The organism is Candidatus Saccharimonas aalborgensis (assembly GCF_000392435.1).
Taxonomy (GTDB): domain Bacteria; phylum Patescibacteriota; class Saccharimonadia; order Saccharimonadales; family Saccharimonadaceae; genus Saccharimonas; species Saccharimonas aalborgensis.
Window position 1 is genome coordinate 126,228 of sequence record NC_021219.1, and the last position, 24,733, is coordinate 150,960.

The following is a 24,733-nucleotide window of genomic DNA, read 5'->3' on the forward strand; positions in this document are numbered from 1 at the left end:
ATGCCGGCGCTTCATACATCTGAATAGATAGAAATTAGCCGACATCAACTGGCGGTGTATGGGCATGATCACCAGAGAGAATTGCTTGGTAGCCTCCGGTGCCATTGTCCATCCAGTCACGAATACGCGCAACGGTACGTGTCGACAAACGCGTTTCTTTGACGATCTGGTCGTATGTGTATCCAGCTCGTAGGAGCGCTGCTGCTTTTAGACGGGTGCTAACTTCACGTATTTCTTTTTCTGTCATCACGTCACGCAAAAATGCTTGCATGAGCGCTATGTCATCAATGCCAGCAAGCACCTGCGAAAATCGCTTCGCTTCTGGTGATTTCCATACGGTGGAGGTATTCATGAGATACATTTTACCAAAGTAAAGTATATTTGTCAATACCTCTTTATTTCATTCACTGCCCGCCCTTGAGTTAGCTCTCCTGCGGTGATATAATTCCACTACTACTGGGGATTCGCCAAGTGGTAAGGCACCAGGTGAGAACTGCCATGGGGGCAGTTCGCAAGGCCGGAAGCCGGATGAGCCTGGGGCTCACCGACTGAGGCGGGTCTGCGAGCAATTTCTGAAGGAAATTGATGAGCAGACTGGTCCTGGCATTCGGAGTGAAGATTGCCCGTCGGCAATCTGCAAGGCGATCTCACAAATATGCTGTGCTTATTTGACTGAGTCGTGAGCCCGCGGGACGTGGGTCGAATCCGATTCGAACTCCCGCACATTTCAGGTATAATATATGCATACTGGGGATTCGCCAAGTGGTAAGGCACCAGGTTCTGGTCCTGGCATTCGGGGGTTCGAATCCCTCATCCCCAGCCAAGAGGAATCTTACCTAAATCAACCATGCTATCGTATGGTTTTTTTAGTTCTATAACAGGGGTAGAGTCGTGTCCTGCTCGTAGGTTCGACACAAACTCATTACATATCGTATCAAGTACCGTGATGTCAGTGGATTGAAGGAACTCTAACACCTTGAATTTAGTGAGTTCGTAAAATTCTTTCTCAGTGGGCAAAGTAACGTTCAATTTAGCCAGTTCCGCCTTGTTATCTGCAACAGCTTCTTCGTAGTATTCGATTAGTTGCTTGTGATGTTCAAGTTTGCCATTGTGGTGTTTCTTATACTCTTCCGGATCATCAACCTGGAACGTCTGATACTTGGCATACTGTCGTTCGTTCTCTTTTAGTTGTTGTGTAGCTTCAGATAGTTTGTTCTTTATTACCGCTTTATCTGATGCAATACGCTGTTCAAGGCCGTTGATATACATGCGGTATGCTTCTGTACTCTGTTTCGTGAGATGTCGTAAATGCCACTCAATACCTGCTAGTACATATTTGGCACGGATACTTTTCGAGAGTTTGATCCCACGGTTCTTTTGTTCTTGTGGGTTATGTCGTAAACAAACCCTGTTCCGGCAGTAGTAACTAATCACATACCTGCCTTTTTTCGTTCCCTTAGTTATCGGCTGGTGCTGGAATTGCATCGGAACACTACAGTAATCGCAGATCACTTTGTTACGAAGCAGACCGTAGTCTAGCTTCTGAGGCTTACTAGACTTGATCGTACTAGTTTTACCGAAGTCCTTAGATATATCAGCATTCAGGGCAATGAATTCATCAGGAGAAATAAGCGGCCTAAAGTTGTACTGATCCGTTAGTACAGTCAGTAAATTGCCGTACTTGTACAGTCCTAAGTAGAATGGATCTGCAAAGAAATCACCAACCATTTTCTTCGTAAATTTAACCAATCTTGGACTATCATTCTCAAACTTTCGTTCTGTAAATTTATGATCTAGCAGGAACTGGGCGATCTCTGGATTATTCTTACCCTCGTATAATCGCATATCAACAGCCTTGCGAAGTAATTTCCAGTTATAATCATCCGGCATAAAGTTCCCAGTTGCTTCATCAACGTAGTAGCCTTTCTTGAGTGAACCATTGTATTTACCTTCGGAGATATTCCCGGTATTACCACGCTTCACATCAACTGATAATTTGTCAGAGTACTGCTTTGAAGTTGCGAAGAGTATTCCCAGCATCATCTTGCCGTTCGGGTTATTCTCAAAGGCATAAGTCCGGAAGTGGAGATCCTGTATAGTCTCTTCGTCAACCATCTCAATCACTTCACCAGCTTCTTTCATGTTGCGAGACAAACGATCAGGAGACCAAGAGATAAGCCCGTGATATTTTCCAGTTCTAAAGCCTTGCAGCATTTCATTGAATATCGGTCGATTACCGGACTTTTTAGCTGATGCATGTTCTTCGAATATGTCTTCATCTCGAATCACTGTCTTAACTGTATTGCTAGCAAGTACTAAACATTCCTTACGTTGATCATCTATCGAACGCACTTGCTTGTCTTCACTATCAGTAGACTTACGCAAATAGATTGCATACCTACGTTTTGCCGTTGGAAGTAACTGCTTGGCATTGCTGGTCGCTGCTTTAAAGTATTCAGCAAGATCATTGATGCTTCTCTCGCTACTAGTAATGGCAGTTTCTCGATATGAAGAAGTAAGGTCTTGCAGTTTTTGCAGGGCTATTAGATCAGCCTCATTTGCTAACTGTATATCTCGTTTTTTCCGGTTAGTAGTACCCTTTGGCATATATAAAATCCTTACTACTAGTGTACAAAATTTGTGCTGTAATGTAAACTATTGTTATATGAATAATGATTTACCTGAATATCTAACTCTGCCGGAAGTCGTGAACATCCTGAAGGTACATCCGAATACACTCCGGAACTGGGATAAAGACGGAACACTTAAGGCTATAAGGATCGGCAAGCGTAATATCAGACGCTGGAAGAAAGCTGATGTGCTGCAATTCATACAAGACAATCAATAAGCTCTCAGAACAGCCAATACTCACGCATTATCCGGCTTAAATAAGCATCTTCTTTGCATTTTTATTTCATAGACGGACTTAGAGTCAACTTTTTATTTTAAACGCAAGATTCGCATCAGCGTCAGGGGCGTTTCTCGTAACTTTGATATATAATCAGAGAGTCTAGATTCAACAATTAGAATAATGAAGTCAACAGACTTTTCGTTTGAACCGTAAATACGGCAACTCCTTGCGAAAGCATTTAGGTTCAAACCTGATTGTTGAGTCTAGACAACCCTAGTAAGGGGTTGTCGTTTTTATTAGCAAGGAGTACAGCATCATATGAATTCGTTAATCGCATACGATCCAGTAATACAAGGTGGAAGCAATTCAACTGTAGACGGTTTAAATGAAGACCGTGAACAGTACTATCAGCAACAAGCAAATCAGAGCAACAAGCAAGAAGAGCTCAAACTTGAACAGCAAAAGCTACAGCTACAACAGCAACAGCAGGACACGAACCAACAACTCGTTATTGGTGGTTTAGTCTTAGGCGGTGTCTTAGTCATTAGTATCGCAATATACCTATTAGCAAAGACATTCAAGAAGAAAAAGTAAGCTACTTAGAAGCAGTGTCATATAGTGCCAATGTATATAATTGAACATAACCAAAAACTGCTAGTTTACGCCGGATTCTCACTGTTAAACACATAAGGGTCGTATCACATGGTTATGGTATGGAGTTATAGGAGTAATTCATTGTATAATATACCTCATGACTAATCTGACAAACATCCTCGCAAAATTGACTGCACTCATCGAAAAAAACAAAGCATACATCATAGACGGATCCTTAAATCGAAACCTACTTGCAGCTGATGCTCGTAAGTATGACCCTGAACTACTAAACCTTCTGCAGAAGGATGCTGAACTCAAAGAACACTTCTTCGCTGCTACTGATGGTGGGCTTGTATTCAAGAAAGATGTTTTCTTGCAGTTCATCATGAACAAAGAGTTTTTGCCGGATAGCTACACAAAGTACAAGATCAAGATCGGGCTTGGAGCTGACGACGGATCACTTTTATCGGAGAGTGGAGATGTCGTTCTAAATTGGCCATATAAAGATGCGATCCTTGAAGGCGGACAGGACAAAGAAGATCAAAAACGAAGCGAAGTCTTTTTCAATGAGGTACTAGCCCCAGATCAAATTACACGCCTGTTCGATGATAAAGTTTTCACTAATTGGAAACGATACGATAAAGACGGCGAACGCGATCTCGATGAACTTAAAGACGATGACAATTTAATCATCAAAGGCAACAACCTTGTCGTGCTTCATAGTCTCAAAAAGCGATATGCCGGTAGGGTGAAAATGATCTACATAGATCCGCCTTACAATACCGGAAATGATAGTTTCGGGTATAACGACCGCTTTAATCATGCGTCTTGGCTAACATTTATGCGGAATAGGCTCAATGCAGCAAAAATGCTTCTCGCTAATGATAGTGTGCTAGCTATTCAGATCGACGATGATGAGCATGCGTACCTCAAGGTTTTAGCAGACGAAATCCTTGGAAGAGATAACTTTGTAAAATCGATTGCACTCAAGATGTCTACAGCCTCGGGTGTTAAAACTGCTCACCGTGACCGCACTATTTTGAAAGAGAAAGAACATATTCTCATATACAAGAGAGGTACTTTAAGGGTTACACCAGAATACATTAAGGCTGATGAGTGGGATAGTGAATTTCAATTCGTACTCGAAGGAAAAGAATCTGGTAAGTATAAAGTTATAAAACTTAGTGAATACTTAAAGCAGAATAATATCGATGCAAATGCCAACAGTGACGAATTCAAAGAGTTCGTGATAAAAAATGCCGATATCATCTGGAGACGAGCATTCATCAGGGGTTCATGGAAGGAAAAATCACTTGCGAATCCTAGTGAAGTGATAGTCAATAAGGGAGAAAACGGGATCGCATACTACTATGGTGGTCGGCAAATGTACTTCTATAAAGAGAAATTTCATGAATTTTATGATGAGAATACAAAAAAGTTTGGCCCGAGCAGTTTACTTGGAGATCTGTGGGCGGATATTAATACTGGGCGTATTTTTAATGAAGGCGGAGTAGAACTAAGAAACGGTAAAAAAGCAGAACAGATTCTAGCAAGGCTATTGCGAATGTTTACAAAGCCTGGCGATCTGGTGATGGATTATCATTTAGGCTCAGGAACTACCTCAGCCGTTGCTCATAAGATGGGTCGGCAATACATTGGCATTGAACAGCTCTACTATGGCGATAACGATCCTATGAATCGATTACAGAATGTCATTAACGGTGATCAGTCAGGCATTAGCAAAGGTGTAAACTGGCAAGGAGGGGGCAGCTTTGTTTATGCGAACATTATGAACAATTCGAACAAGTTCCGAAAGCGAGTTGAGGCTGCTATGAATGATTCAGATTATTTAGCTCTGTTAAAGGAAGCGACTTCGTCTTCATTCCTGAGTTACCGTGTTGATCCTAAGAAACTCAACGAAGAAGAATTCCGGAAACTAAGTTCCGCTGAAAAACGACGGCTCCTACTTGAACTTATCGATAATAATACTCTCTACGTAAATTATGAAGACATCAATGATCCTCTATTCAAGGTGAGTGAAAAAGATAAAGAGTTTAACAAGAAGCTTTACGAAAAGAATTAACGAGGATTATCGATCATTATGAATAATAATCCTCAAGACAAAATGCTTAAAAGTGACGAATACGATATCCTGAGTCGATTTCAGGGTGGTTTTACGACAGTACCTGAGCACATATCACTCAATCTTCGCCATGAACTAAGGCCATATCAGACGGAAGCACTCGGACGGTATTTGCATTACTACGATAGCGACAAGAATCGTGATCAAACTCGTGGCATGCAATTGCTTTTCAACATGGCAACCGGATCCGGCAAGACGATGATCATGGCGGCACTTCTGCTTGATCTATATAAGCGTGGACAGAACAAGATCGTATTCTTTGTGAATACCACCAACATCATCGAGAAGACACGAGAGAATTTTCTCGATTCGTCTTCTAGTAAGTACCTCTTCGCTGAAAAGATTGTCATCGATGGTGAAGTTGTAAACGTTCGTGAACTAACTGACTTTTCTGATGCACGTGATGATTCGATCAATATCGTCTTCACGACTATCCAAGGGCTACACACTACGCTCAAAGCACCTAGAGAAAACAGTTTAACGTATGACGACCTGACTGAACATGATCTCGTACTGTTAAGCGATGAAGCACACCATTTGAACGGTGATACCAAGAAGCTAAACGCTGATGAGAAAAAAGATAATACTTCATGGGAGAGTACGATTAATGCCGTCATGAACGGCAACCCTATGAACCATCTCTTTGAGTTTACGGCAACGATTGATCTTGATGATAAAGAGATCTTCTACAAGTACAAGAACCGTATCATCTACCGCTACGACCTCCGAGCATTTCGTGAAGACGGCTACAGCAAAGATGTCTGGATCTATGACGTTGCAGCCGATCTCATGGATCGTGCTATTCAAGCAATGATCATCTCACAGTACCGTAAGAAAATCGCATTGGCAGCTGGCGTCTGGCTCAAGCCGGTCATTCTCTTTAAGTCATTCAGGATCGCAGATGCAAATGACTTCTATGATGAATTTGTACTGAAGGTTAAATCAATTTCACATACTGACATTGATAAACAACGTAAGATCGCAACCGGGATTCTCGAACGTGCATTTGCGTACTTCGATCAAGAAGGTATCAGTGGATCCGATCTTGCAGATGAACTTCGTTTCGACTTTGCGGAAGAACGACTAATATCAGTCACTAAAAAAGCTATCACCCCAGAAGATCAACAACGACTCAATTCACTGGAAGATCGGGACAATGAGATCCGTGCAGTATTTGCTGTTGACGTGTTGGATGAAGGCTGGGATGTCTTGAACCTCTTCGATATCGTTCGCCTGTATGACACACGTGACAGCAAGAACGGACGACCCGGTAAGACAACGATGCGAGAAGCACAGTTAATCGGCCGTGGAGCCAGGTATTATCCGTTTGTATTAGATGGAGATGAAGAGAAACGATTCGTTCGGAAGTTTGATGACAATGAGCTAGAACCACTCCGTGTTATTGAGCAACTGCACTATCATTCAGCAAGTAATCCAAAATACATCCAGGAGATTCGTCAGACACTTCGTGAGACGGGTATTATGCCGGATATCAACACGGTTAAGCGTGAATTAAATCTGAAAGACTCGTTCAAGGAATCTCACACTTACAAAACGGGTGTCGTCTGGAAGAACGAGCAAGTTGAAGCCACTGCTATTCCTGAGCAGACGGTATTCCTCGGAGGAGAAGGATACAAACTGCAAGATATTTATGAGATATCTGTTCCTGTAGGCATCTCCCACGACCGTCAGATCTTTGTAGATAATAGTGATCTCGAGGCACAAACAAGAAGCGAAGAGCATACCTTCAATGTTACGTTCTCAAGATTCCCTAAGAACCTTGTACGTCATGCGGTGGATCGTAACAAAAAACTCCGATATGACATTGTCTCAGAAAAGATTAGTGGTCTCGTTAGTCTTGAAGGCTTCTTGACCGGAGATAAGCAGCTAGGCGGCGTTAAGATCGCCGTAACAGCTGGAGTTGATCGATACGAAAAACTTACCACAGACGAGCGTCTGTTCATCGTAGAGAAGCTGCTCGCATTAGTTGCAAATGATATTGCACTGAATGAAAAGAGCTTCGAGGGCACAAAAGAATTTAAGCCTCATCCAATCAAGGAAGTGTTTGATGAACGCATTCTTAGGAATTACACGATTACAAACAATGATGCGGAGTTCGGCATCTCACAATCTCACCCGGGTAGCTATGATCAACGAGGATCACAATACTATCTCGATCTTTCAAAAGAAGATTGGCATGTATACGATGACAACTTCGGAACATCTGAAGAAAAGAAACTTGTTCTACTCATGAAGAAACTCATCGAAGATCTCCGTGAAAAATGGGACGATATCTATCTTGTTCGCAATGAAGGATCATTCAAGATCTACGAATTTGGCAAACCTGGACGTGCTTTCGAACCTGACTATGTGCTGTTTGCAAATGACAAACGCAACGCTTCAGTTAGCTGGCAGATATTTATTGAGCCTAAAGGTAACCACTTGATTGAGCACGATGCATGGAAACAAGACTTCTTATTGAAGCTCAGTAAGGAAGCAAAGATAGTCGGTGAAGACGCAGATACCCGAGTGATCGGAGTACCATTCTTTAATGGTGATATAGAAAAACAATCACACGTCATTGAAGAAGCTTTAAAAGCACTATAAGCCCGGCGAAGATGCATGGGGTATGGATAATCCAAAATATACTATTTTGTATTTTTAGCCCTGTAACTTCCATACACCGCTATTGATAAGGCTTATTCCTCAGGTATAGCCTACCGTACCCCACCATGATCCAGATAATCACACTAAAATAAACCTACTCTATATATTTAGGTTCAACATTCTTTTCGTTAGTTATGAATTACTTCTTGATCGGTTGAATATCCGGACTCGGAGCTCTTCGTGCTCGCTTACGTTCAGGGCCGTTTAGCATTATTTCACGCTTCTTGTTTTGTTTTTTGAGATCATCAACACTCTTTGCTACCGGAGTAGTAAATACTTTATCATCCCAGTTTGATGTATCTGTAGGCGAAGTTTGAGGTGGTAGTTTGTTATCACTCATTAACTACTATTATAACAAAAAGTCTATGCTGGAGGCACGATCAGACCTGACAGGATCCGCCAGCTTCTTATTCAAGGCCTCAATGCCTTTTTTGATGTTATTAAATTCCAACAGTAGTGCATGCAACTTCATAATTGCAGGTTCGTTCAAAGTACCTTCTCGGCAGCCAAGAAAAAACTCTGTGAGTATCTATACTTACAGAGTTTTTTCTTGGCTCATTTTTACGTCTTGCCCGAACTCATTTTGCGACCAAATGTGAGAAATGAGACTTTTCGGCGGGTCGCCCCCGACCCGAGCCGCCGAAAGTCTCATAAACGGAATTATTTTCGAAGAACAATGTGCAATTGTTTTATTTTTTCGTACCCTACTTGAGTCTAAGATTTTGTCATATAATCGTATATATGACCACATCAGATAAGAGGTTGTCTTGGATATAACGCTTCTATTAACTTTTTTTGTTTCGTTTATTGCAAGTGTTCTGAGTGGTATAGCAGGCGGTGGTGTCAGTTTTGTTACAACACCTTTCTGGCTTGTTATTGGTCTAACGCCCGCACAAGGGGGTGCGACTGGGGCATTTATGGCTACCGGGATGTCCCTAGGCTCACTGGCAACCTTTAGGAAATCTGGTCATATACCAAAAGATAGAAAACTTTTTTATATTTTAGCTGTAGTGACGCTTATTGCATCTATACTAGGAGTGTTTGTAGTTCCGAAGATAGACATAAGTGTGTTTCGGACGGTACTAGCCATTATCACACTAGCCGCTTTACCCCTGCTATTCGTAAAGCCTAGCACAAAGTACAATTTGAAAAAGTATAAAAAACTTGGATTAGCGTTAGCTGCTGGACTAATGGTAATTGGCTCTATAATCATAAGTGGAGCGTTTTCAATTCTTTTTACTTTGGTACTTGTAGTGTTCTTTGGCATGTCAGTCTTGCAAACAACTGCCATGAAGCGGCTTCTGTTTTTCCTACAATCCGTTGTGCTGCTCATTGGGTTTGCCGTACAAGGCTATCTGCTTCTACAATATGCGGCTGTAGCCTTTTTCGGGGGTATACTCGGCGCACACATAGGAACTAAATATGCAGTAAAAAAGGGTGAAAACTTCGCAAAGTATGCACTTGCAGTAATGGCATTGGTTGGAGCAATAGCGCTGCTGGTATGATCGTTCCGGCCAGTAGACAGTCATAGTAACAACAAAATAATTCCGTTTATGAGACTTTCGGCATTTGGTCGCAAAATGGGTTCGGGCAAAGGCGTAAAAGTGAGCCACGCTAAGAGCTCACCAATAGGTGGGCTTTTTGCGTGGCTCGTTATTAGAATCGAACACCCGAGTGAAGCATTCGGGGTGAAGATTGCCTGCGGCAATCTGCAAGGCGATGTCACCGACGAGCTATGCTCATCGGCCCGACTCGCGAGGTCGGGTTAGTGTAACCGAATCCTCCAACTCGCTCAAGCATAACCAACATCGAACTCCACTATTAGAGTTCTTTTGATTTGCGGTTGTTTATCTATTATTAAATTCTAGAATGAGTAGCATGGCAAAAAGCATTACTCAGAAATTAGATTACGGCTGCGGTGTAGCTTGCTTTGCATTTGTCTGCAATATGAATTTTGATGAGGCAATTAAATTCCTTGGAAGAGAATATAGCGTAAAAAATGGATGGCGACCTAGCGATTTATCGAAGGAGCTAAACAGCTTTGGTTTCAATTACAAAAACTACTACGTGCGCAAAAAGGTTCATATTGAATACCCGCTAAATTCTATCGTATTGATCGAGAAATCACAGCAGTACTGTTGGTCATTACTTAGTCTTAACACCGAAAGGCTGGATGGATCCTTGGATAAATTTGCCCAAAACGAACGATATTCGCAAAGCAAAGTCAGGATTTAGAAAAAATCTACCAGGAAAAGCTATGTATGCATTGATACCAATTTCTTCCTAAAGCTCACGGCTATTCTCAGCGCTTGCGACGAAACGTGGGCATCATCTCAGGAATTGATTCTTTGACGCGGACAATATGCGACCGCACGGGTCGGCCAAAATAGTTACCGACGCTGGCGCCGGCGGCAATCGATAGCGCAACACTGAGCGCCGTCAGGAGCAGCATGTTGCCTTCTGCGACCGATGATGCGGAGGGCTTATCGACAAACTGCATTAACCCGTTGTAGAGCGCGAGTCCCGGCACCAACGGCACAACACCGGCATCGATGAGAGCGATCGATGGCGAACGATACACACGAGCGATGATTGCCCCCGCAAATCCGACTAATACTGCTGCAACACCGTTTGCCAGTGCCTCGCCACTTGCAGCGGTCAACATATAGACGCCCCATCCCAACCCACCGATTATTCCCGCCCACACGACAGCAGCGAGTTTCGACTGCATAAACAACGCCCAACCCGCTGCAATAACAACCGCACCCATCACTTGCCAAAATGGATCACCGAGTGCCACAGGATCAGGTGATACAGCAATTTTACTTCCTGCCGCGTGAGCGACCAAAAGCCCGATCACAATCCCCATCACAATTCCGGCAGTCATCACAAATGTCTTCATGAAACGCGCACTCGCCGTCACATAGAACTCGTCGATCGCATCCTGAGCAGTCGCCACCACCATAAGGCCAGCCACCAGCATGACAATCCCCCCGACAACGATGAGCGTGGGATTAACGCCAACAAACGGCCAGACGCCGCGATTGCCAAGCTCCACAACCAACGTTGCACTCATAGTAATCGTAAACGAAGATATCGCTTGAACAAAAAAACTAAGCACCTGCCGGGCTTCAAGCCAGCGAATCACGGTCGACCAAGCATCCTACCAAAAAAGTTGTCACCACAACAACCCACGAATTGGTAAATAACATCGTCGCACCAGCGGTCACGCTCGCGTTTCCGATCATCGTCAGCCAACTTGGGTAGGTTGGCTTGACAGCAATTATTTTTTCGAATCTCGCTTCCGCCGAATCGAGACTGAGTCCTCCGCGAATACTCCTCACCAAATCTTGCATCTCTTGGACAATAAGATTGTTGGGATTTTGCATCGAAACGGTGCGAATGAGCGTCAAGGGTTCTCGATCAATACCGCGATCCTGCGATGCCATGATAGACGTAGCGTTGATATCAATATGCACCCGCCGCTGACAAAGTGTCTCGGTTATATCCAGTGCGCTATCTACTACATCGTGTGCCGACACGCCGTGACAAAGCAGCTGCTCGGCAATACGCATCGTCAGGCGTAGTGCCCGCATATTTGGTGTCAGATCACGACCAACTTTTTGGGTATCAGTAGCAGCAGGAGTGATTGCCCTCTCATAAATCATACTCTCTAGTATACCGATAGTTACTGTTCGCGAGAACCCCTCGATGATGTTGACCGATGAGGCAATTCACGAATAACGATAACGACTGCGCAAACGAGAAGTCCAGTAAACAGCACCATCCACGTCCCGACGGGGAGAAGTAGCGTCCCTCCAAAGAGACCTGACTCAGCAGTGTAATTTCCTTGAATATTGAGAATGAGGGCGAGGAACAACCACACTATGGCTGTCGCAAGTGTTGCTACCCTGGATACTGCCCACCATCGGTAAGCAAGTTTCATCGAGAGTAGAAACGGCAAGGAAAGAACTTCCAGGAGTGGTATCGAGAATGCTAACACTGTCGCCGTTATCTTGCCCCCCGCCAAGCCATATGCGGCCGTTATATCGGCAAATTGCTCGTAGGTAAATAACTGCATAATCGCCAAAAAAAGGTAGACACCGGCAAGCGTGAATCCACGCCAATAAGCAGGATTACCGAAGAAAACACTAGGGAATACGGACCGAAAATAAGTCTTCATATCCTTAGTATACTGCTGTCTTGCACGGCAAACTGTTGTTTTTTTGTACATACTGCTTGCGCTTTTTGAAAACAGAGTGTATTGTACTGATAGCGAACGTTACAAAAACAAACACCACAAAAAAATCTTGTAGACGCCGAGGTCGCGTAGGGCAATGCGCGTGACGGCCGCGTTGAGTTGCCCCTGGGAGCGGTAGGCTCCCTGGAACAGTCGGGTGCGGTCGGCGCGGTCACTGAAGATGCGAAACATCAACTACCTCCGTGGTCGGGGATTTGGACACTACAATAGTAACATAAAAATTGTGAGTAGTCAAGTAACCCTCGATTCAGTCTCCTCTCCTCCCCCGACAGACAGTTGGCCCTGATGGGCCAAGGCCCGCCAAGGCGAAGGCTAATCAGTTTGCGGCGGGCCGGTTGTCTGGAGTGGGGAAGTGGGGAGACTCGGGTACGTGGCAATAAGGGTACGCTCATTGACACCAGAGGCCGAACAGTGTACACTTGTGTGAAGTGATAATACTATGTTAAAAGAGTAAGTAAAGGAAGTATTCATTTTATGCTCGCAATTCGTTTGCAACGGTTGGGCCGCAAAGCCTATCCTGTCTACCGTCTCGCTGTTCAGGAAGCACAGCGTCATCCTTCGAGCGGCCGTGTGGTTGCCTACGTCGGAACCTACAACCCCCACACAAAAGAAGTTAGTATTCAGACAGAAGCTGCTCAGAAGTACCTCGATAACGGTGCTCAGCCAACACCTCGAGTCGTGAAGCTTCTCAAAGATGCCGGTGTGACATTGCCAAAGTGGGTCAAAGAATTTGATGGTTCAAAGGCAAAATCAGTCAAAAAAGCTGATAAGCTCCGCAAAAACCAGCCAAAAGAGGAAGTGACTGAAGTAGAGCAAGAAACTCCTGAAGTTCCTGCCGACGAAGTTGTGGCTGACACTACTGTTAGCGAAGAACCAACTGCCGAATAAGTTACACTAATGCAAACGAACACACTACCTCTCTCGCTCAGAGAGGTAGTTTTGTATTATGCCTTCAGCAGCGTGGTACAATGAAATATAGCGATATTAACAGTGAGACCAGAACAGGAGGCTAGTGGGCATGTCAACTATCGACCAGCAATTTGTAGAATATATCGTCAAATCACTTGTAGAACATCCCGATGATGTGATCGTTGATCGTATCGTCGATGAAAAAGGGGTGCTTCTGACGCTGACCGTCAATCCAGAGGATCTCGGCAGAGTGATTGGACGCCGCGGCGTTACAGCCCAAAGCCTGAGAACACTTCTCAGGGCACTCGGAACAAAAAACACCGCTCGTTACAACCTAAAGATTGTCAACAATGACGACCCGAATGATTCAACGGTTATTTCATCTGATGATGCAACTGATGACGCTGTGGAAAATGTGACCGAGGATACTGTGGAAAACGAGTCAGAAAAAGAGAGTGATTTCGCAAAAAAGTCTCGCCAAGAGCTTGCGGAACTCGATGATCTCGATATATAATCATAAACAGTTCATGCGAGAATCTTGAACTTGAACGACAAAAGCTCTTGCGAGCAAACCACATGTGTTACTGACCCAAGAAGAGATAAAGACCTGTCTCACAGGATACGGGTGGAAAGTATGTAGGTTGCGACAGTCAAGATCGTGACGACCACTCCCCCTACCAAAAAGGTGACGATATGTCCTGATCGAGCGTGCTCATGCTGATACTCATGCGCCCCAAGCTCGCCGCGTGTCTGTTCTGTGTCAATAGGAGGGTTTGCAAGGGGACCAGCAACAAGATGCTGGTTGACGACTTGTTCGTCTGGCAAGTCGTCGGGTTTGACGTTATCTGTGAGCGGCTGAAGCGTCAAATCGCGCTCTTGAGCAGCAAGCACCTCCGCACTTGGCATGTCGTCACTCGTCGATAACTCACTGTCCATATTGTTTATACTATACCACGAAAGTAGCCCGCCGAGCGAGCGAATCCTGAGGCCATGTTGGCTCGGATCAGGCTACAATCGACGGGCGTGCCCGTAGGGGGGGGTGAGTGGGGGTCAGTCGTCGCTGTCGACTCGTGCATCCAGCCTCGCGCGGTGCTCTGATGCGATGATCAGAGACGCCAGCGCGGATGAAGGCGACAATGACGATAAAGAAAATGCTGCTCATACCAGCTCCTTACGGGTTGGGACTGTCAGGAATTGACAGTAATATCATTATAGCATAAGAACAATAAAAAAGCAATACATCGGATGCAACCACTAGCATAATTTGTCAATAGGTGCTATGATACTTTTTATGAAAAAGTTCCAAGTCATCACTCTTTTTCCCGAGATGTGCGGAGGTGTGTTTGGCAACAGTATGATGTGGAAGGCCCAAAAAGACGGACACGTTACACTTGAGACAATACATCTACGAGAGTTTGGTATTGGCCCTCGCAAACAAGTTGATGACACCCCCTATGGAGGTGGTGATGGCATGCTGTTGATGGTAGAGCCACTGTGGAACGCCATTATGCAGGCAAAGAGCCTTGATCCTTCGGCAAAGGTGCTCTTGATGACACCGAGAGGCAGTCGATGGAAGCAGGCCGATGCCCGCAGCTACAGCGAGTCAACGCACGGGTATATTTTTGTATGCGGACGCTATGAGGGCTATGATGAGCGAATTATGTCGCTCGTCGACGAGGAAATAAGCGTCGGTGACTACGTGCTGACCGGTGGTGAGCTGCCAGCTATGACGATTATCGACAGCATCGTACGCCTTATTCCGGGTGTTCTCGGTGGTTCTGAGAGCGCGGCGGTAGAAAGTTTTGTTGATGGGAAAACGCTGGAGTATCCTCAATATACACGACCAGAAGTTTGGCAGGATATGCGCGTACCCGATGTCTTACTAAGTGGGCATCATGGTCAGATTGCTGCCTGGCGGGCTAAGCATAGCAAGAAGGCAGGCTAATAAAATGGCAATACCCCGCGAAAAGCGGGGTACCACACAATATATGTTGTGGTGGATATATCGTAGAGCGATATGCTCCTTTACTTACTCTTTTAACATAGTATTATCACTTCACACAAGTGTACACTGTTCGGCCTCTGGTGTCAATGAGCGTACCCTTATTGCCACGTACCCGAGTCTCCCCACTTCCCCACTCCAGACAACCGGCCCGCCGCAAACTGATTAGCCTTCGCCTTGGCGGGCCTTGGCCCATCAGGGCCAACTGTCTGTCGGGGGAGGAGAGGAGACTGAATCGAGGGTTACTTGACTACTCACAATTTTTATGTTACTATTGTAGTGTCCAAATCCCCGACCACGGAGGTAGTTGATGTTTCGCATCTTCAGTGACCGCGCCGACCGCACCCGACTGTTCCAGGGAGCCTACCGCTCCCAGGGGCAACTCAACGCGGCCGTCACGCGCATTGCCCTACGCGACCTCGGCGTCTGTGACGTCGAGCGCGTGGGCGAGCATGACCTCCGGGTCACGCTCTACTCCTGCGTCGAGTGGAGCGACTGGCTCGCCGAGCAGATTGCGGCCGAGTTTGCCGCCTGATCGCAGCCACGGGACACCCCTCGGGTACCGGCCGTTTGCCACACAAACGGCCGGTACCCTGCTTGATTTCTAGCCCCCTTATCTTATGAATCGCGTTTTTCGTACGCCTTTAGGGCAGCACGTGCCGCCTGTTGCTGTGCAAACTGCTTACTTGGGCCAGTACCCTTGCCCATCAAGACACCACCGACATAGGCACCGAGAGTAAACTCTTTATCGTGATCGGGACCTTCTTCACTAATGACTTTATAGACAGGGGTCGCGCCATCAAGACGCTGCGATACCTCTTGGAGGTGCGACTTTGGGTCACGCCACGAGCCTTCGTCGAGGATTGATTCGAGTTTGCTGAGGATATGGGTATGAATGAAATCGCTGGCTGCCTGATACCCTTGGTCGAGATACAGAGACCCAATAGTTGCCTCAAAGGCGTTGGCGAGTATCTGTAAACGGGCGCGTTCAGAACCATTTTTTTCGCCCTTGCTCATGCGTACCAGCGGCTCATAGCCGAGACGCATACCCGCCTCACCAATGCTTTCGGTGCGTACGAGTGCCGCCCGCCAACTTGTCAGGATGCCCTCTGGTTCCGAGAATGTCTTGAACAAATAGTCTGTCACCACCAGCTCCAGCACCGCATCGCCCAAAAATTCAAGCCGCTCGTTGTGCTCGCTGACGCTCTTACGGTGCTCGTTGACATAGCTGCGATGTGTCAATGCAGTGATAAAAAGTTGAATATCATTGTAGGTAATCCCCAACGTTTCCTTGGCAAACTGTACATATGGTCCAATCGGCATTCCACTCACGGCTACAGCCCCTCCTGTCGAATACGTTTCTTGGCAAGCAACATTAGCTTTCCTATATCTTCATATTCAATGAGATCAAGTGCTTCGGCAAAGGAAAACCACTTGATACCATTCATCCATTCTTCTTTCTGTATCGCATTGGTATCGCCCTTTGCTCGCACGAGATATATTTGCGTTGTCATGAGAACAAGTCGATCGAGCCGACGATAGCGAAAATGTATCTTACCTAACCAACCGAGCATATCAACATCTGTCAGGCCGGCCTCCTCGCCAATCTCGCGACGTGCCGTCTGCAGCGCCGTCTCGCCTTCTTCGATATGACCTTTTGGAATTGTCCATCGATCTTTTGCATCCTGAATCAATAGAATCTCTAAGTCACCCGTCTTACCATGACGAAATACAATCCCGCCGCTAGTAGGCTCGCGGACGATTTCTTGGATGGATGGCTTGTGTTTACCTAAATATTTCTTAAAACGATCAAACTTTGGCGCCGGCATTGTCTGGTTTCTCCTCGACAAGCGTACGATACGCAGTCCCCAGGACTCCGTTGATAAACTTGCTTGAGTTATCAGAACCAAACGCTTTAGCGAGCTCAACCGCCTCGTTGATGGCGACCTTTGGCGGCACTTTGTCGCTGCCAAAAAGTAGTTCGTAGAGTCCGAGTCGCAGAACTGATCGGTCGATGCGGGCAATCTGCTCAATTGGCCACTCTGGAGCAATCGGCTGGATGGTTTCATCCAGGTGTGCTTGCTCCTTTACGACACCCTCTACGAGAGATTTGACAAATGCCGTATCATCGATGGCTGATTCGTAACGCTCAAGATTTCGCGCCAATATCTCATCGAGATCAACACTTGGATCCTCTGACTGCGTACGAAACTCATACTCGTAGAGAGTTTGGAGAGCGACGATACGCCCAAGATGACGATTTGAGGCCATTGCTGTTTGGTTCTTTCCTTGTTAAATTATCCCACCTAGTTCCACAAAAAGTAGCAACCTACTTTTTCTTGCCCGTCTCGTTTTTTGTGGTACGGACTTTGACGGGTGATGTGGCATTTACCTTACGCGCAAGCTTGAGCACCAGGTGGCTGCGACGTAGACCTGTCTTGCGAGGGCTCGTCTGCTTCTTTGGCTGTGCCATGAAATGTTCTCCTGTTTAGGATGTGATAAAACTTGTTTATTAGTGTACTTGATTATGCGGTTTTTCTCAAGGGGGTTGACTATAGCTGATTTTTATATCATAAGCTTATTGACAAAATATATATAAAGTAGTATAATGACAATTGTCGGACAGTCGTCTGGCACCCGTACTTCCCCGGCCCCTAGGAGGCTCGCATGTTCTACAACATCGCTGTGTACGCCGGCCTAACCGTCCTCGAGGCGATTGCCATCGTGATGATGGCGCGATCAGTCCAGGACGCGCAGACGCGCCGGCTCGGCGCGGCCATCATCCTGGCGGTCTGCGCCGTGGCCGCCTACCTCGGCGTTTGGGTTTCCCCCGCGAGGGGGAGTGCCGCCGAGGATGGCCTGCGGCCGTTCCTCTGGTTCGGCCTTCTGAACGTCATCGCGTTCGTGGTCTTCGTGATCACGTCGCGGCTGAAGTACGGAAAGCCCCGCTCCTCCTCGTGAGGGCGGGGCTCTTCCCGTTTTTAGGGGAGTTATTTTGCTATATTAGACAACGATACTCAATAATTTGTGTTTGATGTAGATAATCTTTTTTGGCTCACCACTGAGATAGCCCGCTACAGCATGATCAGCAAGCGCCAGCGCCGTAATCTCTGCCTCATCTTTGTCGACACCGACAGTGAGTTTAGCACGAACCTTGCCATTGACTTGCACCACAATCGTCATCGTATCGCTCACCAAATATTCGTCATTCCATGCAGGCCACCCAGACTCTTCAAGCGAAGATTCGTTGCCGAGCTGTTGCCATAGCTCAGCGCCAAGGTGGGGAGCCATCGGTGCGATCAGGCGGGCGAGCGCATCAACAGCTTCTGCCCACTCTGGCCCCGCGAAGCCATCCAGCTTGTACTTGTAGAGTTCGTTGACGTATTCCATCAATGCGGCAATTGCCGTGTTGAAGCTTAATCGACGATAATCATCAGTTACTTTCCTGATAGTGCGATGCGTCAAAGAGCGGACTGCAGTCGCCTGCGCGGAAGTGCCTTCATGATCGCTCTCCAGGTATTCCTGTGTCAGTGTCCAAGTACGATTGAGAAATCGATAGATCCCGGCGATTCCCCGACTACTCCAGCTCGAGTTTTCGTTGATTGGCCCGAGAAACAGACAAAATACTCTGAGAGCGTCGGCACCATACCCCTGATCGATAACATCCAGCGGATCGACGACATTGCCGAGACTCTTGCTCATCTTTCGTCCATCCTCGGCACCTATGAGCCCGTGATACACCAGTTGTTTGACAGGCTCATCGAACTCAACTAGTCCCATGTCGCGAAAAACGTGTGTCCAGAAGCGTACATAGAGCAGATGAGCGACTGCGTGATCGCCACCAACGTACATGTCGAGTGGTGCCCAAAAATCCGCTTTTTCTTTCGACCATGGTGCATGCTCATTGAGCGGATCAGTGTAGCGAAAGAGGTACCACGACGAACACGCGTAGCCATCCATCGTATCGGTCTCGCGCTGTGCCGGACCGCCACAGGCTGGGCACGTGGTATTAACCCAATCTGTTTCGCGTGCAAGTACAGACTTTCCATCACCTTTTGGTGCATGATCTTCGACAGGCGGCAACAACACCGGCAACTCATCGGCCGGTACGGCTACCGCACCATCCTTTTCGCAGTGAATAATCGGGATCGGCGCGCCCCAATACCGCTGACGGCTCACCAGCCAGTCACGCATCTTGTAGGTTATCTTTGCACGACCTATCCCCTGTTGTTCGAGCCACGCAACGACTTGCTCGCGCGCTTCATAACTTGTCATTCCATCAAATATACCGGAATGCACCAGTACGCCTTCGTTTGCGAACAGATTTTTTTCTCCCTCAAGCCATCGCAAAATATGCTGAAGCTCAGAAATGGGTTTTAACGTGGGCAAGACGTCTTTTTTCACCCACATGGGCTCAAAGTCTTCATGAGCTTCACGCTGAAGCTCGACGGAATCAAGTGAGTTGAGACGAAAGCGCACAACAGTCGTCAGAATATTACGGTTGACATCCTTGTGGGCAGCATAAAACTTACTGTTTATCTTTGCGGGCATGGCCTCAATAAACGTCATATCGGTATAACCGGTTTCCTCTGCGATTTCTCGCCGCGCCGCTTCTTCGGCCGTTTCGCTATCCTCGACACCGCCCATGACAAATCCGTGCCATGGCAGCTTATTCCACTTGAGCGTCAGGTACTCGCCATTTGTCGGGTGTTCGATAATACACATTACGACATTTCTATCAGTGTCTTGTTTGCCTTTTTGAGGGGGATTTTCCTGATCATAGAGGCTTTCGGCGATGACCTGAACAATCGGTAAATCAAACTTCGATGCAAATTCATAGTCACGGGTATCATGAGCTGGCACCGCCATGATTGCACCCGTGCCATAGCCCCAAAGCACATAGTCGGCTACCCATATCGGGATACGTTCACCGTTCGCAGGATTGATGGCATAGGAGCCCGTTGGAACACCCGTTTTTTCTTTGCCCTCGCTCATTCGCTCTATTTCTGAACGCTTCAGAGACGCATCAATATATGACTTTACTACCTCGTAAGTATCAGCGTTCGTAAGCTCAAGGGCAAGTGGGTGTTCGGGAGCAAGCACGAGAAAGGTCGCACCAAATACCGTATCGGGGCGTGTCGAAAAAACGGTTAATTGTGCTTTGGTTTTTTCGACAGAGAAGGTAATCTCTGCCCCCTGGCTCTTGCCAATCCAGTTTTCCTGCGCGGTCTTGATTTTATCTGGCCAATTGAGAGCCGGCAACTCCTCAAGCAATGCCTCGGCATAATCAGTAATCTTGAAAAACCACTGTTTCATCGATTTCTTCACTACTTCGTTTTCGCAGCGCCAGCATTTGCCGTCGATCACCTGTTCGTTCGCAAGTACGGTCTTATCGACAGGACACCACCACTGCATCGATTCTTTTTGATATGCTAAGCCACGCTTGAAAAATTCAGCAAAAATCCACTGCGTCCATTTATAATATGACGGATCGCTGGTGTTGATTTCTCGCGACCAGTCGAGGCTTGCTCCCATGCGCACAAGCTGATTCTTGAAGCTAGCGATATTGTAACGCGTCGTTTCGGCAGGTGGTTTGCCAGTCTTGATCGCATAATTTTCTGCAGGCAGACCAAAGGCATCCCATCCCATAGGGTTAAGTACGTTGTAGCCCTGTTGTCGATGAAACCGCGCTACCGAGTCGACAATGGCATGCTCAAAGGCGTGCCCAGTATGCATGCCGGCCCCGCTGGGGTAAGGAAACATGCAAGAAATATAGTATTTATTTTTGGCCGAATCCTCGACAACATCATAGCGATGGTCGTTCGCCCATTGTTGTTGCCATTTTGGCTCGATACTTGCAGGATCATAGCGCTTCATTGGCATTAGTATACCAAAATCGCCCCTGATTGTCAGGGGCGATCGTTGCATCTGTCTTACTTAGCAACCGCCCATACTGAGGCTACGCGTAACCGGGGCCATTTTTGTTTCATCGTAGTACACCACTTTTCCTGCATCAGTACCACAACGGACATACTGAATGGTCGACTTATTGCTTGGAGGCGTGCTTACCACTGTAAAGGAAGGGTCATCGAGACGTGAATCGGTATTTTTCGCAAAATCTGCGATGGTCGCTGGATATTCACCTTCTAGGGCATAATAGACTTCAGCTTTTTTTATCACCATATTTGCATTTGTTTGAGCGGTCGTCGTATTGGCTTTTGCTGTAATCGACATGCTACCTGAAACAACACTTGGTTCGACATCCTGTACGAAGTCAGAAAAAGACGTCACCCATTCTTTGGCCGTCATCGTATCTCGTGGAGGAGTCGATACTACAGATTGATCATAGGTAAGGTCTGAGACCATAGTAAGAGACAGGTCTTTTCCATCTTGTTGAGCTCCTTTGACAACTGTTGCCGCGTCAACTCTCCGTAGCGTATGGCTCCACGGATCAACCCAGAGGGTCACAGTTGGCCCGAGGTCAGGCATAGAATCAACGGTCATTGCTTGATCGACGCCACTCGCCGATGAGAGCGCTTCGGTCGATGGATTGCAGGCATCTACTGCCTTGAAATATGCCGTAGTCTTCATCGCTGTCGAGAAATCGCTCGCCTTTGCTTTGTCAATCGTTATTTCGTAGCCATTAAGCCCATCTTTACTTTTGGTTGTTCCGCTCAGTTTTATAAACGGATGCGCGAGATAGAGCTTTTTTATCTCTTCCGTCGCCGCTTTATCGCGGTCAATACGCTTGTAGGCGTCAATGAGGCAACTATAGGTCTTTGCGGCATCGGGCGCATCGGCTTTCATTTCTTGCAGAGTATACTTGGCCCATTTGCCATCAATTTTGTCCAGGTCGTCCTGTGCTTTTTGTGGCAGCGAGGGATTGCCGGTGTATTTTGAGGCTAGCTTACTCAGTATTTCTTTTATGCCACTTAGCTTGAAATAGATATCACCGCTATCGGCGACATACGCAGCGCCTTTTGTGGTGTAGTCCTTTCCATCCCAGGTGAACTCAACTTCGGCATTTTCATCCGCGAGCGACTGCATACTGGCACGTGAGTCAAAGGTCAGACGCTTGATCGTGAAGGTCCCGCTCTCACCACCGTCAACTTTCCAATTTGAGGTAATGGTCGTTTTTGACTGAACAGCCCGTGCAGACATAAGATTCATGATAGCGTCGCTAACGACTTTCTCCGGCCGCTGATAGATGAGCGCCAGGGCAGTCCCCGTTCCAGCAAGGATGAGTGCCGACGCGCCGGCGACAATGCCGATGATAAGTTTTTTGCGCGACTTCTTAACATCGTTCTGGTTAGGAGCGTGTGGTAACTGTGTTGGATCTTTTTCGACTGGGGTAGTTGGTTCTTGCGGTAACATAGCGTGTTATTCCTTTAGTATCCTCTTGGACTCCATTATAGTTACTTTTGTTCAGAAAATTGAGAGAAAAACTCATTTTTTTTGGCCATCCATGCCTCTGATTGTCTGACGAGTTCCTTGTCTTCAGTCATGTCACAGAGTATCTTAACGGCTTCCTCAAGATAACTATTATCTTGTGAGCCGGTTGCCAGAATCACCGACCCCTCCTCTGTTACTGTCCTGATAAACTCGCCCGCCTCGACAGCAGTTCTGCAGCACTTCACCTGGCAACCTCGTTGACGAGCAATTGGTGCGAGATAGTTCTGAGTATCATTGCCGACCGTCACTACCCACGCAAGCATATTGGGGTCACAGAGGGCACCAATCTTCTCATGCTCGATCTGGCTTGATTGTCCCAAATTGTGCATATCACCAATGAGAGCAATGCGCTGAGGGGCTTGGTCAAAGAGATACAGCACCTGGATAGCGGCCGAAACGGTAGAGGGGTTTGACGTATAGGTGTCATCGATGATTATCGTCCCGCCAATGCCACGCAGTAGTTGCATGCGGCCGGGCACTGATCGGATCAAATCAATGCCTTTTCGGATTTCTTCAGGTGTAAGCATCATTTTTGCCGCCACCGCCACCGCTGCCATGACCGGACGAATACTGTGTTCCCCCACCACGTTTATTGTCACGGGAAACGGACTGGGGTATTCGGGCGCAATGATAACGCCGCTATAGCCTTGATACGGCGCAAAGTCTTGCTGTTCGAATCGATACTCTGCGGCTCCTGATGTACCATAGGTCGAAAAGTTAGGATTTGTCTCCAGGTTGGCAAATCGTCCGTCGACATCGTCGCGATTGATCAACACCTGGCGCGAAAAACCAGAAATAGACAGTTCCTCTTGCGCAACCGATTCGATCGAACCGAATTGTTCGATATATTCGGAGGAGACTGACGTCACGACTGCAATATCCGGTACCAGGTACCGAGTATAGATTGCCATGGTGTTTGGATGATCAATTTGCAGTTCTACGATAATGACGTCGGTATCAGTTGCAGAGGCTATATGACGTCGCGCTGTCTTGAACACCGACCTCCATTCGCGGATACTTCCGACGTCCTGCGGAGGAGTTATGCCGAGGATCGCAAGTGGTACCGCTAACTCACTATCGACAGCAACCTCACCTTCATGCATCCTGATACGAAACCGACTAGACAACACATCGGCGATCGCACGCTTGGTGCTTGTTTTGCCGACAGTGCCAGTCACGACAATGATCTTAACGTCAGGATGTCTCGCAACATACTTTTTGACATACTTTTCGAGCTTTGATTGCACATATTTCTTTAGCATACTGCCTTTATCATACTGCATACGCCTAAGGGAGACTAGTCTGTATGAGTCTTGAAAAAACGTTACTCCCGAGATATACTCACTTAGTACAGTAAAATACGCGGGTTTAGCTCAGTTGTTAGAGTGAGAATCTCCGGCAGAGATTCGGAAACGGACTTTCCGATGAAAACTACGTTTTCAATAGTGAAATCCGGGGGTCGCGGGACGTGACCTGCCTTGCAAGGCCAAGGAAGCTAACACAGGAGCGCACCTCGTACGCACATTGTTACCAACCATACGCGGGTTTAGCTCAGTTGTTAGAGCGCTTCCTTGCCAAGGAAGAGGTCGAGAGTTAGAGTCTCTTAACCCGCACCAAATATTTGAATTATGAGCCGAAAGGCTCTTTTTCTTTGCCTCAACGATGGTTCTAAAGGGGTCGTTTAGTATATAAGACAGCTTTTTGTCCTTTAATTCAATGTTTGAAAGTACGTATTCCAATAACTTCTGTCGTAGCCCCTCATCGCTCTCTTTGAACAACTGGTCAGCCCGTTGAGCCAAGTCTAACAGGTAAGAGGCGGTTACTTGGAACTGTTTGTTATCATTTGTTAGCAAC

At 46.7% G+C, this 24,733-nt stretch carries 28 protein-coding genes and 2 tRNA genes; 14 read left to right on the forward strand and 16 right to left on the reverse strand.

Annotated features, from left to right (window positions below; genetic code table 11):
- Positions 1–34 precede the first annotated feature (34 nt).
- Complete coding sequence (locus L336_RS05445) at positions 35–352, reverse strand: YerC/YecD family TrpR-related protein (RefSeq protein WP_160142748.1); 318 nt, start codon at positions 350–352, stop codon at positions 35–37.
- 396 nt (positions 353–748) lie between these two features.
- Here L336_RS05445 and L336_RS00625 point away from each other — a divergent pair.
- A tRNA-Gln gene (locus L336_RS00625) sits at positions 749–823 on the forward strand.
- Here L336_RS00625 and L336_RS05450 read toward each other — a convergent pair.
- Positions 811–2,607, reverse strand: a complete 1,797-nt coding sequence (locus L336_RS05450) for a recombinase family protein (protein WP_015641283.1) — start codon at positions 2,605–2,607, stop codon at positions 811–813. The two genes, L336_RS00625 and L336_RS05450, sit on opposite strands and share 13 nt — an antisense overlap.
- Before the next feature lie 58 nt (positions 2,608–2,665).
- Between L336_RS05450 and L336_RS05865 the strand changes: the two genes are divergently transcribed.
- The 4 genes from L336_RS05865 (at position 2,666) to L336_RS00645 (ending at position 8,195) form a co-directional block, all read left to right on the forward strand.
- On the forward strand, positions 2,666–2,848 hold the full coding sequence (locus tag L336_RS05865; RefSeq protein WP_041191111.1) for a helix-turn-helix transcriptional regulator: 183 nt from the start codon (positions 2,666–2,668) through the stop codon (positions 2,846–2,848).
- Between the two features lie 321 nt (positions 2,849–3,169).
- Positions 3,170–3,445, forward strand: a complete 276-nt coding sequence (locus L336_RS00635; protein ID WP_015641285.1) for a DUF6709 family protein — start codon at positions 3,170–3,172, stop codon at positions 3,443–3,445.
- 157 nt (positions 3,446–3,602) lie between these two features.
- A complete protein-coding gene (locus tag L336_RS00640) occupies positions 3,603–5,528 on the forward strand; it encodes a DNA methyltransferase (RefSeq protein ID WP_015641286.1) in 1,926 nt (641 codons plus the stop codon).
- An 18-nt stretch (positions 5,529–5,546) separates the two neighbouring features.
- Positions 5,547–8,195: a DEAD/DEAH box helicase family protein gene (locus L336_RS00645; RefSeq protein ID WP_015641287.1), complete on the forward strand. Its 2,649-nt coding sequence runs from the start codon at positions 5,547–5,549 to the stop codon at positions 8,193–8,195.
- 199 nt (positions 8,196–8,394) lie between these two features.
- On the opposite strand, the gene L336_RS00650 is transcribed toward L336_RS00645, so the two are convergent.
- The gene (locus L336_RS00650; protein WP_015641288.1) at positions 8,395–8,595 is read right to left on the reverse strand and encodes a hypothetical protein; all 201 of its coding nucleotides are present in this window, start codon (positions 8,593–8,595) and stop codon (positions 8,395–8,397) included.
- A gap of 427 nt (positions 8,596–9,022) precedes the next feature.
- Between L336_RS00650 and L336_RS00655 the strand changes: the two genes are divergently transcribed.
- From L336_RS00655 to L336_RS00665, 3 genes are all read left to right on the forward strand, one after another.
- Positions 9,023–9,760 carry a sulfite exporter TauE/SafE family protein gene (locus L336_RS00655; RefSeq protein WP_015641289.1) on the forward strand — a complete coding sequence of 246 codons (738 nt, stop codon included), beginning with the start codon at positions 9,023–9,025 and terminating at the stop codon, positions 9,758–9,760.
- A 48-nt stretch (positions 9,761–9,808) separates the two neighbouring features.
- Complete coding sequence (locus L336_RS00660; protein ID WP_015641290.1) at positions 9,809–10,024, forward strand: hypothetical protein; 216 nt, start codon at positions 9,809–9,811, stop codon at positions 10,022–10,024.
- A gap of 109 nt (positions 10,025–10,133) precedes the next feature.
- A complete protein-coding gene (locus tag L336_RS00665; protein WP_015641291.1) occupies positions 10,134–10,490 on the forward strand; it encodes a hypothetical protein in 357 nt (118 codons plus the stop codon).
- 67 nt (positions 10,491–10,557) lie between these two features.
- On the opposite strand, the gene L336_RS06005 is transcribed toward L336_RS00665, so the two are convergent.
- The 4 genes from L336_RS06005 to L336_RS05980 form a co-directional block, all read right to left on the reverse strand.
- A complete protein-coding gene (locus tag L336_RS06005) occupies positions 10,558–11,403 on the reverse strand; it encodes a threonine/serine exporter family protein (RefSeq protein WP_015641292.1) in 846 nt (281 codons plus the stop codon).
- Entirely contained in the window at positions 11,387–11,923 is a 537-nt protein-coding gene (locus L336_RS00675; RefSeq protein ID WP_015641293.1) for a threonine/serine exporter family protein, read from the reverse strand. Before L336_RS00675 ends, L336_RS06005 begins: the two co-directional genes overlap by 17 nt.
- Positions 11,924–11,943: 20 nt before the next feature.
- Positions 11,944–12,438 (reverse strand): hypothetical protein, encoded by a 495-nt coding sequence (locus L336_RS00680; RefSeq protein ID WP_041191117.1) that lies wholly within the window; start codon positions 12,436–12,438, stop codon positions 11,944–11,946.
- Between the two features lie 99 nt (positions 12,439–12,537).
- Complete coding sequence (locus L336_RS05980) at positions 12,538–12,687, reverse strand: hypothetical protein (protein WP_015641295.1); 150 nt, start codon at positions 12,685–12,687, stop codon at positions 12,538–12,540.
- A 303-nt stretch (positions 12,688–12,990) separates the two neighbouring features.
- Here L336_RS05980 and rpsP point away from each other — a divergent pair, with 303 nt between their 5' ends.
- Both rpsP and L336_RS05465 read left to right on the forward strand, forming a co-directional pair.
- Positions 12,991–13,404 (forward strand): 30S ribosomal protein S16, encoded by a 414-nt coding sequence (gene rpsP, locus L336_RS05460; protein WP_015641297.1) that lies wholly within the window; start codon positions 12,991–12,993, stop codon positions 13,402–13,404.
- A gap of 130 nt (positions 13,405–13,534) precedes the next feature.
- Positions 13,535–13,939 carry a KH domain-containing protein gene (locus L336_RS05465; RefSeq protein WP_015641298.1) on the forward strand — a complete coding sequence of 135 codons (405 nt, stop codon included), beginning with the start codon at positions 13,535–13,537 and terminating at the stop codon, positions 13,937–13,939.
- A gap of 98 nt (positions 13,940–14,037) precedes the next feature.
- Here the strand turns inward: L336_RS05465 and L336_RS00695 are convergent, their stop codons facing one another.
- Positions 14,038–14,361, reverse strand: a complete 324-nt coding sequence (locus L336_RS00695) for a hypothetical protein (protein WP_015641299.1) — start codon at positions 14,359–14,361, stop codon at positions 14,038–14,040.
- A gap of 67 nt (positions 14,362–14,428) precedes the next feature.
- Positions 14,429–14,587 carry a hypothetical protein gene (locus L336_RS05985; protein WP_237738784.1) on the reverse strand — a complete coding sequence of 53 codons (159 nt, stop codon included), beginning with the start codon at positions 14,585–14,587 and terminating at the stop codon, positions 14,429–14,431.
- Between the two features lie 129 nt (positions 14,588–14,716).
- Here L336_RS05985 and trmD point away from each other — a divergent pair, with 129 nt between their 5' ends.
- Both trmD and L336_RS05815 read left to right on the forward strand, forming a co-directional pair.
- Positions 14,717–15,370, forward strand: coding sequence for a tRNA (guanosine(37)-N1)-methyltransferase TrmD (gene trmD, locus L336_RS00700; protein WP_160142749.1), 654 nt, complete (start codon positions 14,717–14,719; stop codon positions 15,368–15,370).
- 367 nt (positions 15,371–15,737) lie between these two features.
- Complete coding sequence (locus L336_RS05815) at positions 15,738–15,962, forward strand: hypothetical protein (protein ID WP_015641301.1); 225 nt, start codon at positions 15,738–15,740, stop codon at positions 15,960–15,962.
- 83 nt (positions 15,963–16,045) lie between these two features.
- Here L336_RS05815 and rnc read toward each other — a convergent pair whose 3' ends face one another.
- The 4 genes from rnc to L336_RS05870 are packed head-to-tail and all read right to left on the reverse strand — an operon-like array spanning position 16,046 to position 17,900.
- Positions 16,046–16,750, reverse strand: a complete 705-nt coding sequence (gene rnc / locus L336_RS00710) for a ribonuclease III (protein WP_128569591.1) — start codon at positions 16,748–16,750, stop codon at positions 16,046–16,048.
- Between the two features lie 11 nt (positions 16,751–16,761).
- The gene (locus tag L336_RS00715; RefSeq protein WP_015641303.1) at positions 16,762–17,256 is read right to left on the reverse strand and encodes an NUDIX hydrolase; all 495 of its coding nucleotides are present in this window, start codon (positions 17,254–17,256) and stop codon (positions 16,762–16,764) included.
- Entirely contained in the window at positions 17,237–17,698 is a 462-nt protein-coding gene (gene nusB, locus L336_RS00720) for a transcription antitermination factor NusB (RefSeq protein WP_015641304.1), read from the reverse strand. The genes L336_RS00715 and nusB overlap by 20 nt, the downstream gene beginning before the upstream one ends.
- Positions 17,699–17,756: 58 nt before the next feature.
- A complete protein-coding gene (locus tag L336_RS05870) occupies positions 17,757–17,900 on the reverse strand; it encodes a hypothetical protein (protein WP_015641305.1) in 144 nt (47 codons plus the stop codon).
- Between the two features lie 194 nt (positions 17,901–18,094).
- On the opposite strand from L336_RS05870, the gene L336_RS00725 reads away from it, so the two are divergent.
- Positions 18,095–18,388, forward strand: a complete 294-nt coding sequence (locus L336_RS00725) for a hypothetical protein (RefSeq protein WP_128817252.1) — start codon at positions 18,095–18,097, stop codon at positions 18,386–18,388.
- A 42-nt stretch (positions 18,389–18,430) separates the two neighbouring features.
- Here L336_RS00725 and leuS read toward each other — a convergent pair whose 3' ends face one another.
- The 3 genes from leuS to L336_RS00745 are packed head-to-tail and all read right to left on the reverse strand — an operon-like array spanning position 18,431 to position 24,141.
- Positions 18,431–21,304, reverse strand: a complete 2,874-nt coding sequence (gene leuS, locus L336_RS05470) for a leucine--tRNA ligase (protein WP_237738785.1) — start codon at positions 21,302–21,304, stop codon at positions 18,431–18,433.
- 60 nt (positions 21,305–21,364) lie between these two features.
- Positions 21,365–22,801 carry a hypothetical protein gene (locus L336_RS00740; RefSeq protein WP_015641307.1) on the reverse strand — a complete coding sequence of 479 codons (1,437 nt, stop codon included), beginning with the start codon at positions 22,799–22,801 and terminating at the stop codon, positions 21,365–21,367.
- Positions 22,802–22,842: 41 nt separating this feature from the next.
- Complete coding sequence (locus tag L336_RS00745; protein WP_041191121.1) at positions 22,843–24,141, reverse strand: Mur ligase family protein; 1,299 nt, start codon at positions 24,139–24,141, stop codon at positions 22,843–22,845.
- Positions 24,142–24,419: 278 nt separating this feature from the next.
- Between L336_RS00745 and L336_RS00750 the strand changes: the two genes are divergently transcribed.
- A tRNA-Gly gene (locus L336_RS00750) sits at positions 24,420–24,495 on the forward strand.
- Positions 24,496–24,733: the final 238 nt, after the last annotated feature.